We start from the raw sequence: 14,024 nt of genomic DNA on the forward strand, positions 1-14,024 counted from the left end.
GGCGGTGCACGTCACGACGACCAGCGCGTTCGACCCGCCGCCCGGCGAGGTCGTGGAGTGGACCGCGTTCCCGTTGCCGGGCCACGAGTTCGCGCCCAGCGAGGTGCCGCCCTCGCTGAACCAGCGCTTCCACCTGGACGGGGTCCGGGCGGGCGGGGCGCCGCAGTGGCTGGCCGTCGCGTTCGACCTGCCGGGGGAGCCCGACACCGCGGCGCTGGAGGTGGCGTTCGGGCGCTGGGTCCGGCGGCATCCCGGGTTGCTGAGCCGGTTCGCCGAGCACGGCGGTGAGTTCCACCGCGCGGTGCTCGCCCCCGATGCGGTGGCGCTGCGGCGGCGCGAGGCGGGTGCGTTCCCGAGTTCGGCGGCGGTGCGCGCGCACCTGGCGCGGCGGTTCGCCGAGCGGTGCCACCCGCTGCGGTGGCCGCCGTTCCTGCTGGGCGCGATCCGGCACGAGCGGGGGATGACCGCGTTCGCCGCGTTCGACCACTCCTGCGCGGACGCCCAGTCGATGGCAGTGGTCGCGCACGAGGTCCAGGTGCTGCACCGCGCCGCGGTCCGCGGCGAGCAGGCGGCGCTGCCCGCGGTCGGCGACTTCGTGGACCACTGCGCGGCGGAGCACGCGGCGGTCACCGCGGCCCGGGTCGGCGCGGTGCGCACCGCACCCGGGCCGGAGTGGGACGCGCCCGGCCCGGAGGTGCTGGACGCACCGCCGGCCCCCGAGGTCGAACATCCGGCGGTGACCTACTGGCGGGATTTCCTGCTGGAGCGCGGTGGCACGACGCCCGGCTTCCCGCTGGAGCTCGGGGTGCGGCCGGGCGAGCCGGTGCCGCAGCGCTCGACGACGGGCCGGCTGCTGGACGCGGAGTGCGCGGACGCGTTCGACGCGGCCTGCCGGTCGGCGGCGGGCAGCGCCTTCACCGGGCTGCTGGCCGCCGCCGGGCTGGCGCTGCGCGAGCTGGGCGCCGCGGACCGGATCGGGCTGCTCGTCCCGCTGCACACCCGCCACGAACCGCGGTGGCGGCACGCGGTCGGCTGGTTCACCACGAACGCGCCGATCGCGTTCAACGTGGTGGAGGGCCGGTTCGCGGAGACCCACACGCACGCGAAGGTCGCGTTCCGGGAGGCGTTGGGCACGCTGGGGGTGCCGCTGCCGAACGTGCTGGCCGCGGTCGCCGAGGACTACCGGCGGGAGCGCCGCGACGTCTTCATGCTGTCCTACGTGGACTACCGGGCGATGCCGGTGTCGCTGGAGTTCCCGGAATCCCGGCCGCGGCACATCAGCAGCGAGACGGTGGCCGACGACGTGCAGCTGTGGGTCTCGCGCACCGACGACGGGTTGTTCCTGCGCGCCCGCTTCCCCGGGACGCCGGCGGCGGAGGCGGCGGTGCGCGGGTTCCGCGCCCGGCTCGTCGCGGTCCTCACCGCGGCGGCGCGGCGCCCGGTCGCGGTCAGGGCAGGTTGAGCAGCACGATCCCGGCGAGCACGACGGCGCTCGCGAGCACGCGCCCCCGGCCGAGGCGTTCGCGGAACAGCACCGCCCCGATCAGCGCGCCGAACACGATGCTGGTCTCGCGCAGCGCGGCGATGGGCGCGAGCGCGCCGCGGGTCTGCGCCCACAGCACGATGCCGTAGGCGGCCAGCGACAGCACCCCGCCGAGCAGCGCGCCGCCGGATGCGGACCGCAGCTGGGCGGGCAGCGCCCGGCCGCGCACCGCCAGCGCCAGCGGTGGCAGCGCGAGCCCTTGCAGCAGGAACAGCCAGGCGGCGTAGGTGAGCACGTCGGTACGGTGCACGCCGACGCCGTCGAGCACGGTGTAGAGCGCGATCACCAGCCCGGTGCCGAACGCGGCGGCCAGCGCCGGGAACCGCGCGGCGGTGGGCCGCCCGCCGACGAGCACCAGGCTGGTCAGCCCGGCCGAGATCACCAGCACCCCGGCGAGCTCGGGCACCGAGATCCGCTGTCCGAGCAGCGCGGCGGAGGTCAGCGCCACCACCCACGGCGCGGTGCCGCGCGCGAGCGGGTAGACCTGGCCGAACTGGCCGAGGCGGTAGCTGAGCATCAGCCCCACCTGGTAGAGCACGTGCGCCGCGGCGGAGGCGAGCACGTACGGCCACGCGGCGGCCGTGGGGAACCCGGTGACCAGGGCGGCGGCGCCGCCGATCGCGGCGTAGACCAGCGACATGAGGGTGAATCCGGCGAGCCGGTCGTCCATGCCGTGCGCGAGGGCGTTCCAGGTGGCGTGCAGCAGCGCCGCGCCGAGCACGGCGAGCACCACGTCGACGCCGATGGCCGCCTCCCTGAATCGGACCGCGTCCCGATCCTGCCCCGCCCGCGGCCCGTCGCGCTCGCGCGGCCGGAGCAGTCGGCTCGTCCGTCCGGAGCGGCCCGCGGGCGGATCGTCCGTTCCGTCCGATGTGGTCGTCCGGAGTGGCCGGTCTGCCGCGGGTTCCGGACGCGACCGGGGTGCCGGGCGATCCCGGAGTGACCGGCGCCCCGGGCTCCCGGAGCACCGGTCGCCGTGCGGCTCCGCAGCGCCCGGGTCGCCGGGTTCCCCGAAGCCGCCGGGCCGCCCCTCACGTGAACGGCCCGTCCGCCCGGTCCCACCGGTCGAACGGGCCGTTGCTCCCGGGGAGCGTCAGGACAGGGTGGCTTCCAGGGTGATGGTGGTGCCGGTCAGGGCGGCGGAGACCGGGCAGATCTCCTTGGCCTTCTGCGCGGCCTGCTGGAAGGTGGCGTCGTCGGCGCCGGGCACGGTCGCCTGCACGGTCAGCGCGATGCCGGTGATGGCGAAGCCGCCGCCGGACTTGCCGAGGGTGACCTCGGCGCTGGTGTCGATCCGTTCCGGGGTGAGGCCGGCTTCGCTGAGCAACCCGGACAGCTGCATGCTGAAGCAGGACGAGTGCGCGGCGGCGATGAGCTCTTCGGGGCTGGTCTGCCCGGCCGGGTCCTCGGCGCGGGTCGCGAACGACACGGGGAACTGCCCCGCGTTCGAGGAGTCCAGGGTGACGAGGCCCGAACCCGAGCCCAGGTCGCCGGTCCAGCTAGTCGTGGCGTTGCGGTCGGCCATGACCTCTCCTTCTGCGTCGGTGTCGTCGGGTGCGCGCGGTGGCGCACCCGGGATCAAGAACGTCCCGACCTTCGCAGAGCTTCCACTCCCACGCCGTGCGGAATCCCACCCACCCCCCGACCGGCCCCCACCCACCCCGGCTCCGAACTTCTTCCGGGGACGTCCACGTGGACGTGCATCAGAAATCGCGGCCGCACCGAAAAGCGGGCAGCGAGGAAGCCGCTGAGGTTCCGCTACCCGACCCGCCCCGCAATGAAAAGACGCTCGTCAGTCCCCGTCCAGCGTGGTGGTGAGGCTGTGCACCAGGAGGGGGAGCGTCCGCATCACCTTCTCGCGCACGCTGCGGTCGGGGTCCTCGTCCCCGGCGAGGATCGCCTCCTGCATGGCCGAGTCGAACTGGTCGACCAGCAGCCGGGTGAGGTCGAGCGCGTCGATCCGGAAGCGGACGCCGACGGCCCGCACCGCGGTGTCGATCATCGTGGCGAGCTCGCGCTGGAAGGACTGCGCGGCGGCCAGGAACCGCGGGGCCACGTCCGGGTCGCGCAGCGCCAGCAGCCGGAACTCGCTCTGCATCAGGCACCACTGCCGGATGTCCGGCTGGAACGACATGACGTCGGCGATGATGCCTTCGATGTGGGCGGGCGCCGGTTTGCCGCCGGTCTCCCCGAGCGGCGCCACCAGCCGGGAGAAGTGTTCGCGCAGCGTCTCCAGCCGGGCCCGGTTCTCCCGCTCGGTGAGCGCGAAGAACAGCTCCTCCTTGCTGCCGAAGTTGGAGTAGAACGCGCCGCGGGTGAAGCCCGCGTCGTCGGCGATGGCCTCGATGGAGGCGCCGTTGATGCCGTGCTCGCTGAACTGCCGGTAGGCGGCGTCCAGCAGCCGTTCCCGGGTCCGGGCGCGCCGGGCGGTCTCGCGCGCGGGCGCGTCCGCGCGCCCCTCGGGTGCGACGAGCTTGTTCGCGCTCATCACGAACCTTCCTTCCTGCGGTGTGCACCTGCGGATTTCCCGCCGATCGCGGCCCGCGTGGAACCGTCCCATCGTATCCGATACGCTCATGTATCGGATACAGCGTTGTATCCACTTCCCCTGATCTGGTGATCCGCCGTCCGGCGAGAACCTTCCCGGCGACAGGAGTGTGGCGTGTCCTCGTTCCTCTACACACTGGGGCGGAGGGCCTACGCGGCCCGCAAGACCGTCCTCGTGATCTGGCTCCTCGTGCTCGTCGTGACCGGCGGCGCGGCCGGTCTCCTGTTCAAAGGAATGGACAACAACGTCACGATCCCCGGCACCGAGGCGCAGAACGCCCTCGACCGGCTGTCGGTGACCTTCCCGCAGACCAGCGGCGCCTCCGCGCAGATCATCGTGGTCGCCGACGACGTGCGCGCCCCGGCCGTGCAGCGCGAGGTCGAGCGGTCCGTGGACGAGCTCGAAGGCATGGACGAGGCCGCCTCCATCGTCTCGCCCTACAACGCGGACCTCGGCGGATCGATCAGCGAGGACGGCGAAGCCGCCCTGATCATGATCCAGCTGGAGGGGCAGACCATGGAGATCGGTCAGCCCACCAAGGACCACATCGCCCAGATCACCGCCGACCTCCAGCAGCGGCTCCCGGAGGGCTCCCAGTCCTCCTACGGCGGGCCGCTGTTCGCGCAGAGCTTCCCCGGCATCAGCATCGTCGAAGCGCTCGGCCTGGTGATCGCCATCGTGGTGCTGATGATCACGCTGGGCTCGTTCCTCGCCGCGGGCATGCCGCTGGTGAACGCGCTGATCGGCGTCGGCGTCTCCACCGCGCTCATCCTCGTCTCGACCGCGTTCGGCTCCGTCACCGCGACCACGCCGCTGCTGTCGCTGATGCTCGGCCTCGCCGTCGGCATCGACTACGCGCTGTTCATCGTCTCCCGGCACCAGCAGGAACTCGCCCAGGGCGTGTCGCCGCAGGAGGCCGCGGCGCGGTCCACCGCCACCGCGGGCTCCGCGGTGATCTTCGCCGGGCTGACCGTGGTGATCGCGCTCGTCGGCCTCGGCGTCGCGGGCATCCCGTTCCTCACCACGATGGGCGTCGCCGGTGCCGTCGCCGTCGCCATCGCCGTGCTCGTCTCGCTCACCCTCATCCCGGCGCTGCTCGGCTTCGCCGGGGCCCGGCTCACCCCGCGGTCGGCGAGGGCGGGCAAGCGCGCCCGCGCCGACCGCGCCAAGCCGCCGGTGGGCGAGCGGTTCTTCGCCGGCTGGGTCCGCGCCGCGACCCGCTTCCCGATCGTCACCGTGCTCATCGTCGTCGGCGTCCTCGGCATCGCGACCGTGCCCGCCGCCGGGCTCCGCCTCGGGCTCCCCGACGCGGGCGCGCTGCCGCACGGCGACCCGGCGCGGGTCACCTACGACCTCACCGACGAGCACTTCCCGCAGGGCTTCAACGGGCCGCTGATCGTCACCGGCAGCATCGTCACCAGCGAAGACCCGCTCGGCCTGATGAACGACCTCAAGGCCGAGATCGAACGGCTGCCCGGCGTCGCCGACGTGCCGATGGCCGTGCCGAACCCGACCGCGGACACCGGCATCGTGCAGGTGATCCCGGAGGGCGCCCCGGACTCGCAGCAGACCAAGGACCTCGTCGAGGAGATCCGCTCGCTGCGCGGGCACTTCCAGGAGGCCTACGGCATCGACATCTCCGTCACCGGCTTCACCGCCGTCGGCATCGACGTCTCCGACAAGCTCGGTGAGGCGCTGCTGCCGTTCGGCGTCGTCGTGGTCGGGTTGTCGCTGGTGCTGCTGACGATGGTGTTCCGCTCCATCGCCGTGCCGATCAAGGCGACGCTGGGCTACCTGCTCAGCATCGGCGCCTCGATGGGCATCGTGACGCTGATCTTCCAGGACGGCTGGGGCGCCGAGGCGCTCAACGTCGCCCGCACCGGGCCGGTGATCAGCTTCATGCCGATCGTGCTGATGGGCATCCTGTTCGGCCTCGCCATGGACTACGAGGTCTTCCTGGTGTCCCGGATGCGCGAGGAGTACGTGCACACCAAGGACGCCCAGGCCGCGATCCACACCGGCTTCGTCTCCTCCGGCAAGGTCGTCACCGCGGCCGCGGTGATCATGTTCGCGGTGTTCGCCGCGTTCGTCCCCGACGGCGACGCCAACCTCAAGCCCATCGCGCTGGGGCTCGCGGTCGGCGTGTTCGTCGACGCGTTCATCGTGCGCATGACGCTGGTGCCCGCGGTGCTCGCGCTGCTCGGCGAGAAGGCGTGGTGGATGCCGCGGAAGCTGGACCGGGTGCTGCCCGCCTTCGACGTCGAAGGGGAGAACCTGCGCGAGGAGATCGAGCTCGCCGACTGGCCGCGCCCCGGTTCGAACGAGGCCATCGCCTGCGCCGGGCTGCGGCTCGACGACCCGTCCACCGGCGCACCCGTCTACCGGGACGTGGGCTTCCTGGTGGAGCGCGGCGGCACCCACGTGGTGCGCGGCGTGCACGAATCCGCGATCACCGCGGTGCTGCTGACGCTGTCCGGCAGGCTCCAGCCCGACTCCGGGCGGCTCAAGGTCCTCGGCTACGTGCTCCCCGCCCGCGGCTCGGCCGTGCGGTCCCGGGTCGCCTACGTCGACGCCGGTGCGGGCGGCGCGGACGCGGTGCGGGCGGCGCTGCGCGAAGAACCGGAGGTCCTGGTGCTCGACCGCACCGACCGGGCCTCCGACCCCGGCGAGCGCGGCCGCATCCGCGAACTGCTCACCGGCGCCGGGACCACCGTCATCGCCGGCACCACCGGGCTGGCCGAGGCGCGCGACGTGCTGCCCGCCGGTGCCCCCGCCACCCTCACCGAACTGCGCGACGACGCCGCGATGCCCGACGTCCTCTCCGCCGCGATCCGCTAGAAAGCAGAGGTAATCAGACGATGGCGAAGCGCCGCTTGATCCTCCCCCTGATCGGCCTGCTGCTGGTACCGCTGGCGATCGCGGGCCTGCTGATCTGGTCGCTGGGCAAACCCGAGGACCGGTTGAAGGACGTCAAGGCCGCCGTCGTGAACAACGACGAACCGGTCGAGGTGAACGGCCAGCTCACCCCGCTCGGGCGGCAGCTGTCCGCGAAGCTCGTCGGCGGCGAGATCGAGAGCAACTACAGCTGGGAGTTCGCCACCCCGCAGACCGCCGCCGACGGCCTGGCGGACGGCAGCTACGCCGCGGTCGTGACGATCCCGGAGAACTTCTCCGCCGCCGCCACCTCCTTCTCCGGCGACCCGGCGCAGGCGAAGAAGGCCACCATCGACGTCAGCACCGGCGGCCGCAGCAAGTTCGCGGACGAGGCGATCAGCCGGGTCGTCACCAACACGGCCGCTGACCTGCTCGGCAGGCAGCTGACCACGACCTACCTGGACAACGTGTTCGTCGGGTTCAACACGCTCGGCGACAAGCTCGGCGAGGCCTCCGACGGGGCGACCTCGCTCGCCGACGGCGCGCAGCAGCTCGCGGGCGGCACCGACCAGCTCGCCGGTGGCGCCGACCAGCTCGCGGACGGTTCGCGGGCGCTCGCCGACGGCATCGGCGCGCTCGAAGGCGGCGCGCAGCAGCTCAAGACCGGGATGGGCGGGCTCGCCGACGGCATCGGCCAGCTCAAGGAGCAGACCGCGCAGCTGCCCGGCCAGGTCGGCCAGCTCGCCGACGTGTCCGCGCAGGAGGCCCAGGGCGTGCAGCAGCTCTCCGGTGGTCTCCAGGGCATGTCCGAAAGCCTCGCCGAGATGAGCAAGGAGTGCCCGCCCGGCACGCTGCCCATCTGTAACAAGATCGCCATCCAGGCGGCCACCGCGAAGGCGCTCGGCGACGGTGCCGGGCAGCTGCAGCAGGCCAGCACCGGCGTGTCCGGCGGGCTCGCCGCGCTCGCCGGGAAGACCCCCGAGTCCGGTGGCGGGCTCGTCGCCCTGTCCGGCGGCATCGACCAGCTCCACGACGGTGCCCAGCAGCTCGACGGCGGCGTGGGCCAGCTCGCCGACGGGATCTCGCAGACCGGGGGCGGTGCCGGGCAGCTCGCCGACGGCGCCGACCAGCTCGCCCAGGGCGTGCGCGGGCTCTCCGACGGCGCGCACCAGCTCGGCGACGGCACCGGGCAGCTGTCCTCCGGCCTCGACCAGGCCGTGGACCAGCTGCCCAGCTACCCCGACGGCGACCGCGACAAGCTCGCCAAGACCGTCGCCAACCCGATCACCACCGCGGAGGGCAGCAGCCTCGGGTTCGGTTCCTCCGGGATCGCGCTGTACGCGGTGCTGGCGCTGTGGGTCGGTGCGGTCGCCACGTTCCTGGTGCTGCGCGCGGTGCCGCGCCGGGCGCTGGAATCCACCCGGTCTTCGTTCTCGTTGGCGCTGCGGCAGTTCCGGCTGCCCGCGGTGGTCGGGCTCGCGCAGGGGCTGCTGGTCGCGGTCGTCGTCGGCATCGCGCAGGACCTGTCGGTGGGCGGCTGGTTCGGCTGCGCCGGTCTGGCGATGCTCACCGCCGTCGCGTTCACCGCGGTGAACCAGGCGCTGGCGGGCGCGCTGCGCGGCACCGGCCGGTTCCTGGCGATGCTCGTCGCGGTGGTGCTGCTGGCGACCGGGTTCATCACCGCGGTGCCCTCCGCGTTGAACTCGGTGCTCGCGGCGCTGCCGGTCGGGCCCGCGCAGGACGCGCTGCGTGCCGTGGTGGACGGCTCCGCGCCGGGCGGCGGCACCGTGGTGCTGCTGGTGATCTGGGGGCTCGCCGGTCTGGTGGTGACGTACCTGGCCGTCGAGCGCGGGCGCACCGTGCGGGCCACCCGGCTCACCGGGTTCACCGCGCGGACGGCGGAGGCGTGATCCGCTGAAGTCCACTGCGGACGTGTGGCGCGGTCCCTCCCGGGGCCGCGCCACACCTGTCCGGGGCGGGCGGACGAGTGACAGCACCGCGACGAGGAGTTAGGTTCGATCCCGTGACCACGACCGTGCCCACCTCGGACGGCGACCTCCGCGTCCACCTCGCGGCGCCCTACCCCTCGATCTCCGGGGCACCACCGTGGCCCGGCGTGGTCGTGGTGCACGACGCGTTCGGCATGACCGAGGACGCGCGGGCCATCACCGACCGGTTCGCCGCCGAGGGCTTCCTCGCCATCGCACCCGACCTCTACACCCGCGGCGGGTTCGCGCGCTGCGTGCGCACCGTCTTCCGCCAGCTCAGCACCGGCAGCGGCCAGGCCTTCGAGGACGTCGAAGCCGCCCGGCGCGCGCTCGCCGACCGCGAGGACTGCACCGGGAAGGTCGGCGTCGTCGGTTTCTGCATGGGCGGTGGCTTCGCGCTGCTCGCCGCGCCGCGCGGGTTCGACGCCGCCGCGCCCTACTACGGGCAGGTCCCGCACGACCGGTCCGTGCTCGACGGCGCCTGCCCCGTCGTGGCCAGCTTCGGCGGGAAGGACCGCGCGCTCCGGGGCGCGGCGGACCTGCTCGAATCGCACCTCACCGAGCTCGGCGTGCCGCACGACGTCGAGGAGTACCCCGACGCCGGGCACGGTTTCGCCAACAAGCTGAAGGTCGGCCCGTTCGGCCCGCTGCTGCGGGTCGCCGGCATCGGCTACGACCGGGAAGCCGACGAGGACGCGTGGCGCCGGGTCCTGTCGTTCTTCGCGGAGCACTTGGGACCGGAAGGGGAGCGGGGATGACCGACGAACTCCGGCCGCAGAAGCGCGGCCGCCGCATCGCCATGAGCCGCGAGGAGCTCGACGCGTTCCTCGCCGCCGAACGCACCTGCCGGGTCGCGACCATCGGGCCCGACGGACCGCACGCCACGCCGCTCTGGTTCGGCTGGGACGGTTCCGCGCTGTGGCTGAACTCCCTCACCCGCAGCAAGCGCTGGGCGGACCTGCGGCGCGATCCGCGGATCAGCGTCGTCGTCGACGCGGGCACCGAGTACCAGCAGCTGCGCGGCGTGGAGATCAGCGGCACCGCCGAGGTCGTCGGCGAGGCGCCGCGCACCGGCGAACCCGAACCGGCCCTCGCCGAGATCGAGCCGCTGTTCGCCCGCAAGTACCTCGGCGGCGACGAGATGATCCACGACGGCAGGCACGGCTGGCTGCGCGTCACGCCGACGAAGATCAGCAGCTGGGACTTCCGGAAGCTCGCCGAGCTCCGCTGACCCCGCGCGCACCACCCGATCTCGCGCTTCCGGCGGTTGACATCCGACACACCACCGCTGGCCGATGCCGCCCGCGGCACCAGGAAGATCGGTGGAACAGGAGGTCAGCGCGCTGCGGGCCACTCCGGGGCGGCGTCGCCGAGCACCGGCCGCTGTGCTAGAGAACTACCCGTGGCCGCTCGACTCCTCAATCCCAGTGCCCTCGCCGACACCTTCCGCGCGGAGATCCGCGCCGAGGTGGCCGCGCTGCCGGAACCGCTGACGCTGACCGGTTTCCGCGTCGAAGGGGACGGCCCCACCCAGACCTACGCCGAGTACACCCGGCGCGGCTGCGAGAGCGTCGGGATCCGCTTCGACCAGCGGGTGCTGCCCGCGGGCGAGGTCGAGCGCGCGGTGCACGAGGCGGGCAGCGACCCGGGCGTGCACGGCATCTTCCTGTACTACCCGATCATGGGGCTGGCGCAGGACCGCTGGTTGCGCGAGCTCGTCGACCCTCGCAAGGACGTGGAGGGCCTGCACTCCTTCTGGAGCCGCTGCCTCTACGAGAACCGCCGCTACATCGACGCCGAGCGCACCAAGCGCGCCGTGCTGCCGTGCACCCCGCTCGCGGTGCTCAAGCTCGTCGAGCAGGCCGGGATCACCCGCACCGGTGCCGCGCAGCCGCTGGCCGGGCTGAAGGCCTGCGTGTTCAACCGCAGCGAGATCGTGGGCCAGCCGCTGGCGGCGATGATGGCCAACGACGGCGCCGAGGTCACCTCGTTCGACATCGACGGCCCGCTGTCCTACCTGCCCGCGCGGGAGGAGGGCGCCTTCCAGGTCCGGCCGACCGGCGTGGACCGCGCCACCGCCCTCGCTGAGGCGGACGTGGTGGTGACCGGGGTGCCCTCCCGCGAGTTCCCCGTGGTGCGCGCCGCCGAGATCAAGCCGGGCGCGACCTGCATCAACTTCTCCACGTTGAAGAACTACGACGAGGACGTCGTGGACGCGGCCGGGGTGTTCGTCCCGCGCATCGGCCCGATGACGGTGACGATGGCGTTGCGCAACGCGGTGCGGCTCTACCGCAACTGGCACAGCTGACCTCGGCGGACACCGCTCCGGGCCCGGCTGAACGGCCCGCGCGCCCGGTGGTCTCCGGCAGGTGCGTGGCCGGGCGGGCAGCCGATCCGGCAGGTGGCGGACTCCCACCTGGCGGGGGCGCCGCCGGCCCGGTGGGGCCCACGATCCGGGAACATCGGGCCGAGCGGGAACGGTCGGGGCCGTCGCGTCGTTGCGCCGGACGAACGGGTGTCCGCGCAGCGGGCGCGGACGACGGCGACGAGGAAGGTCACCGACTGATGACTGTGGCTCGACGAGACGACATCCCGCAGCACCGGCTCGGCGCGGGCGGTCCCGCGGTCAGTGCCCTCGGGTACGGGGCGATGGGGCTGTCCGGGGTGTACGGCGCGGCCGACGACGCGGAGTCCGAACGGCTCATCCACCACCTCGTCGAGGCCGGGATCACGCTGATCGACACCGCCGACGTCTACGGGAACGGGCACAACGAGCAGCTGATCGGCCGGGCGCTGTCCGGCGGGCTGCGGGACCGGGTGGTGCTGGCCACCAAGACCGGCGCGGGCGGCGGCGAAGGGCTGGGGCGTCCGGAGCGGATCCACCAGGCGATCGACTCCAGCCTGAAGCGGCTCGGCACCGACCGGATCGACCTGTACTACCTGCACCGGGTGGACCCGTCCACTCCGATCGAGGACAGCGTCGGCGCGATCGCGGAGGCGGTGCAGCAGGGCAAGGTCGGGCACATCGGGGTCTCCGAGGTCTCCGCGGACACGCTGCGGCGGGCGCACTCGGTGCATCCGATCGCCGTCACGCAGGAGGAGTACTCGCTGTTCACCCGGGACGTGGAGGCGGAACTGCTGCCCGCCGCGCGGGAGCTGGGCGTGGGCCTGGTGGCGTACTCGCCGCTGGGGCGCGGCGTGCTCGGCGGGTCCATCCGCAGCGCCGCCGACGTGGAGAACCTGGAGGGCAGGCAGGCGCGCTACCCGCGGTTCGCCGCGGACGCGCTGGAGCAGAACCTGACCAGGGTGGACCGGTTGCGCGCCCGCGCCGAGGAGCTCGGCACCACCCCGGCCGCGCTGGCGCTGGGCTGGCTGATCGCCCAGGGCGAGGACGTGGTGCCGATCCCGGGGACGCGGCGCGCGGCGAACCTCGACGCGAACCTGGAGGCGGCCCGGCTGGTGCTGCCCGCCGAGGTGGTCGCCGAGCTGTCCGAGATCTTCCCGCCCGGTTCCACGGCGGGGGAGCGGTACACCGCGAACCTGCGCGGCGGTCTCGGCCGCTGATCGTGCCCGCGGGTGGTCGCCCGGCGCGGCGGCCACCCGCCGGTACGGCGGTTCCGCCCGTCGGTGGAACGCGGTTCACCGGTTCGGGGGCGGAGTTCCGCGGGGAGCTCGCGGTGGCCATTGTGGACTGATCGCGAAGATCCGGGACCGTGCGGTGCGAACCGGCGTCCGTTGGTCCTATGTGGACCGTGAATCGGCGCCGTCCGCGAGTTCTCCGGTTCCGACGGTGAGATGATCTCGGCCGAGGCATAAAACCGCAGGTATATTCCGAAAAACGACGCGGGGTGGGTGGATCTCCGGTGGTCGCGGCGGGGCACACTGTCCGTCGAACGAAGCGTGCCGACCCGGTTCCCGACTGGAGATCCACCACGATGAGCATCGACGACGCCCCTGCCGTGTGGGCGAAGGTCCTCGACGAGGAACCGTGGGTTCCGTACGAGGACCCGCACCTGCCCGGCGGCGACCAGGCCGCCCAGGTGAAGATCCTCGCGCCGAACGTCTTCTACGCCTGGTTCCCGCCCGGCTACGCCGCGCCCGAGCACAGCCACCCGTTCAACACGACCTACCACCTGGTCAAGGGCGCGCTGCGGTTCGGCGACGAGGGCTGGGTCCGCGCGGGCTCGGTGCGCGGCGTCCGGGCCGGGCACGTGTACGGACCGGAGGAAGCCGATCCCGCCGAGGGCTGCGAATTCCTGCTCGTCTCCGACGGGCCGATCGGCATCGACTGGGCGGCCTGACCGACCGGGCGGCCTGCTCCACCAGGCCACCCGGCCGGCCGCCTGCTCCACCAGGCCACCCGTCGGCCACCTGCTTCACCGAGCCGCCTGCTCGACCGACGGCCTGCTCGACCGGCCGCCTGCTCGACCGGGCTGGTTGAGCGGCCCGGACGTCAGCGCAGCGCGCTCGGCAGGTCCGCGAAGGTCAGGAACCGCACCCGCGCGTCCGCCAGCTCCAGCAGCCGGTCCAGCAGGCCGCGCTCGTCGAGCACCACCCGGAACGAGATGTCGTGCTGGTCCGCCCGGCGCTGGCACTGGTCCAGCAGGTGCAGGCAGGCCGTGTCGACGAAGGTGATCGCGGCCAGGTCCAGCACCACGGTCCCGGTGCACGACGAGAGCCGGTGCCACAGCAGTTCGCGCAGCCGCCCCGCGCTGCCCGCGTCGATCTCGCCGCGGGCGGAGAGCAGGATCGTGCGCGGGTCGGGGCGGTGCAGCTCCAGCTCCAGCGCCCCACCCCCGGCGCGCGGCGGCGGGGAGGCCTCGGGCGGGCGTCGGTCCGGGATGCCGGGGCCGGCGCCGACCGGGACGTCCAGCGCCGGCGCGTCGGTGGTGGTGGTGCGTACGGGAGTCACAGGCATGCCGCCTCCTGGGGGAAACCGAGAGCGGACGGCAGCAGCGGGCGGTGATGGCCGAGCGCACGCCCTCGGTGGCGAAAAACTTGTCGCGGCTGTGGGCTCAACCGATTCCCACGCTACCTGCCGGTGCAACCCCGGGGGGCGGAACCGGGACGC

At 73.4% G+C, this 14,024-nt stretch carries 12 protein-coding genes; 8 read left to right on the forward strand and 4 right to left on the reverse strand.

What is annotated here, in order from left to right:
• Positions 1 to 4 precede the first annotated feature (4 nt).
• Positions 5 to 1,462 carry a condensation domain-containing protein gene (locus tag H1226_RS09490; protein ID WP_258348490.1) on the forward strand — a complete coding sequence of 486 codons (1,458 nt, stop codon included), beginning with the start codon at positions 5 to 7 and terminating at the stop codon, positions 1,460 to 1,462.
• Here H1226_RS09490 and H1226_RS09495 read toward each other — a convergent pair.
• From H1226_RS09495 to H1226_RS09505, 3 genes are all read right to left on the reverse strand, one after another.
• The gene (locus tag H1226_RS09495) at positions 1,449 to 2,276 is read right to left on the reverse strand and encodes a DMT family transporter (RefSeq protein ID WP_225045277.1); all 828 of its coding nucleotides are present in this window, start codon (positions 2,274 to 2,276) and stop codon (positions 1,449 to 1,451) included. The two genes, H1226_RS09490 and H1226_RS09495, sit on opposite strands and share 14 nt — an antisense overlap.
• Positions 2,277 to 2,636: 360 nt before the next feature.
• Positions 2,637 to 3,068: an OsmC family protein gene (locus H1226_RS09500; RefSeq protein ID WP_258348491.1), complete on the reverse strand. Its 432-nt coding sequence runs from the start codon at positions 3,066 to 3,068 to the stop codon at positions 2,637 to 2,639.
• 267 nt (positions 3,069 to 3,335) lie between these two features.
• Positions 3,336 to 4,031, reverse strand: a complete 696-nt coding sequence (locus H1226_RS09505) for a TetR/AcrR family transcriptional regulator (RefSeq protein WP_258348492.1) — start codon at positions 4,029 to 4,031, stop codon at positions 3,336 to 3,338.
• A 174-nt stretch (positions 4,032 to 4,205) separates the two neighbouring features.
• Here H1226_RS09505 and H1226_RS09510 point away from each other — a divergent pair, with 174 nt between their 5' ends.
• The 7 genes from H1226_RS09510 to H1226_RS09540 all read left to right on the forward strand — a co-directional run bounded on the left by H1226_RS09510 (position 4,206) and on the right by H1226_RS09540 (position 13,254).
• A complete protein-coding gene (locus tag H1226_RS09510) occupies positions 4,206 to 6,929 on the forward strand; it encodes an MMPL family transporter (RefSeq protein WP_258348493.1) in 2,724 nt (907 codons plus the stop codon).
• 20 nt (positions 6,930 to 6,949) lie between these two features.
• Positions 6,950 to 8,875, forward strand: a complete 1,926-nt coding sequence (locus tag H1226_RS09515; protein ID WP_258348496.1) for a YhgE/Pip domain-containing protein — start codon at positions 6,950 to 6,952, stop codon at positions 8,873 to 8,875.
• A gap of 113 nt (positions 8,876 to 8,988) precedes the next feature.
• On the forward strand, positions 8,989 to 9,711 hold the full coding sequence (locus H1226_RS09520) for a dienelactone hydrolase family protein (RefSeq protein WP_224966003.1): 723 nt from the start codon (positions 8,989 to 8,991) through the stop codon (positions 9,709 to 9,711).
• Positions 9,708 to 10,184 (forward strand): pyridoxamine 5'-phosphate oxidase family protein, encoded by a 477-nt coding sequence (locus H1226_RS09525; protein ID WP_224955466.1) that lies wholly within the window; start codon positions 9,708 to 9,710, stop codon positions 10,182 to 10,184. Before H1226_RS09520 ends, H1226_RS09525 begins: the two co-directional genes overlap by 4 nt.
• 171 nt (positions 10,185 to 10,355) lie before the next feature.
• Positions 10,356 to 11,261: a bifunctional methylenetetrahydrofolate dehydrogenase/methenyltetrahydrofolate cyclohydrolase gene (locus H1226_RS09530; protein ID WP_258348504.1), complete on the forward strand. Its 906-nt coding sequence runs from the start codon at positions 10,356 to 10,358 to the stop codon at positions 11,259 to 11,261.
• A gap of 257 nt (positions 11,262 to 11,518) precedes the next feature.
• Positions 11,519 to 12,517 carry an aldo/keto reductase gene (locus H1226_RS09535; protein ID WP_258348506.1) on the forward strand — a complete coding sequence of 333 codons (999 nt, stop codon included), beginning with the start codon at positions 11,519 to 11,521 and terminating at the stop codon, positions 12,515 to 12,517.
• Positions 12,518 to 12,888: 371 nt separating this feature from the next.
• Entirely contained in the window at positions 12,889 to 13,254 is a 366-nt protein-coding gene (locus tag H1226_RS09540; RefSeq protein WP_224955469.1) for a cupin domain-containing protein, read from the forward strand.
• A gap of 152 nt (positions 13,255 to 13,406) precedes the next feature.
• Here the strand turns inward: H1226_RS09540 and H1226_RS09545 are convergent, their stop codons facing one another.
• A complete protein-coding gene (locus H1226_RS09545; protein WP_258348507.1) occupies positions 13,407 to 13,871 on the reverse strand; it encodes an STAS domain-containing protein in 465 nt (154 codons plus the stop codon).
• Positions 13,872 to 14,024: the final 153 nt, after the last annotated feature.

The organism is Saccharopolyspora gregorii (assembly GCF_024734405.1).
Taxonomy (GTDB): Bacteria; Actinomycetota; Actinomycetes; order Mycobacteriales; family Pseudonocardiaceae; genus Saccharopolyspora_C; species Saccharopolyspora_C gregorii.

Coding starts and splice junctions, on each gene's coding strand:
- H1226_RS09500 (WP_258348491.1), bottom strand. CDS start 3,068: ATGGCCGACCGCAACGCCACGACTAGCTGGACCGGCGACCTGGGCTCG.
- H1226_RS09515 (WP_258348496.1), top strand. CDS start 6,950: ATGGCGAAGCGCCGCTTGATCCTCCCCCTGATCGGCCTGCTGCTGGTA.
- H1226_RS09505 (WP_258348492.1), bottom strand. CDS start 4,031: ATGAGCGCGAACAAGCTCGTCGCACCCGAGGGGCGCGCGGACGCGCCC.
- H1226_RS09535 (WP_258348506.1), top strand. CDS start 11,519: ATGACTGTGGCTCGACGAGACGACATCCCGCAGCACCGGCTCGGCGCG.
- H1226_RS09525 (WP_224955466.1), top strand. CDS start 9,708: ATGACCGACGAACTCCGGCCGCAGAAGCGCGGCCGCCGCATCGCCATG.
- H1226_RS09545 (WP_258348507.1), bottom strand. CDS start 13,871: ATGCCTGTGACTCCCGTACGCACCACCACCACCGACGCGCCGGCGCTG.
- H1226_RS09540 (WP_224955469.1), top strand. CDS start 12,889: ATGAGCATCGACGACGCCCCTGCCGTGTGGGCGAAGGTCCTCGACGAG.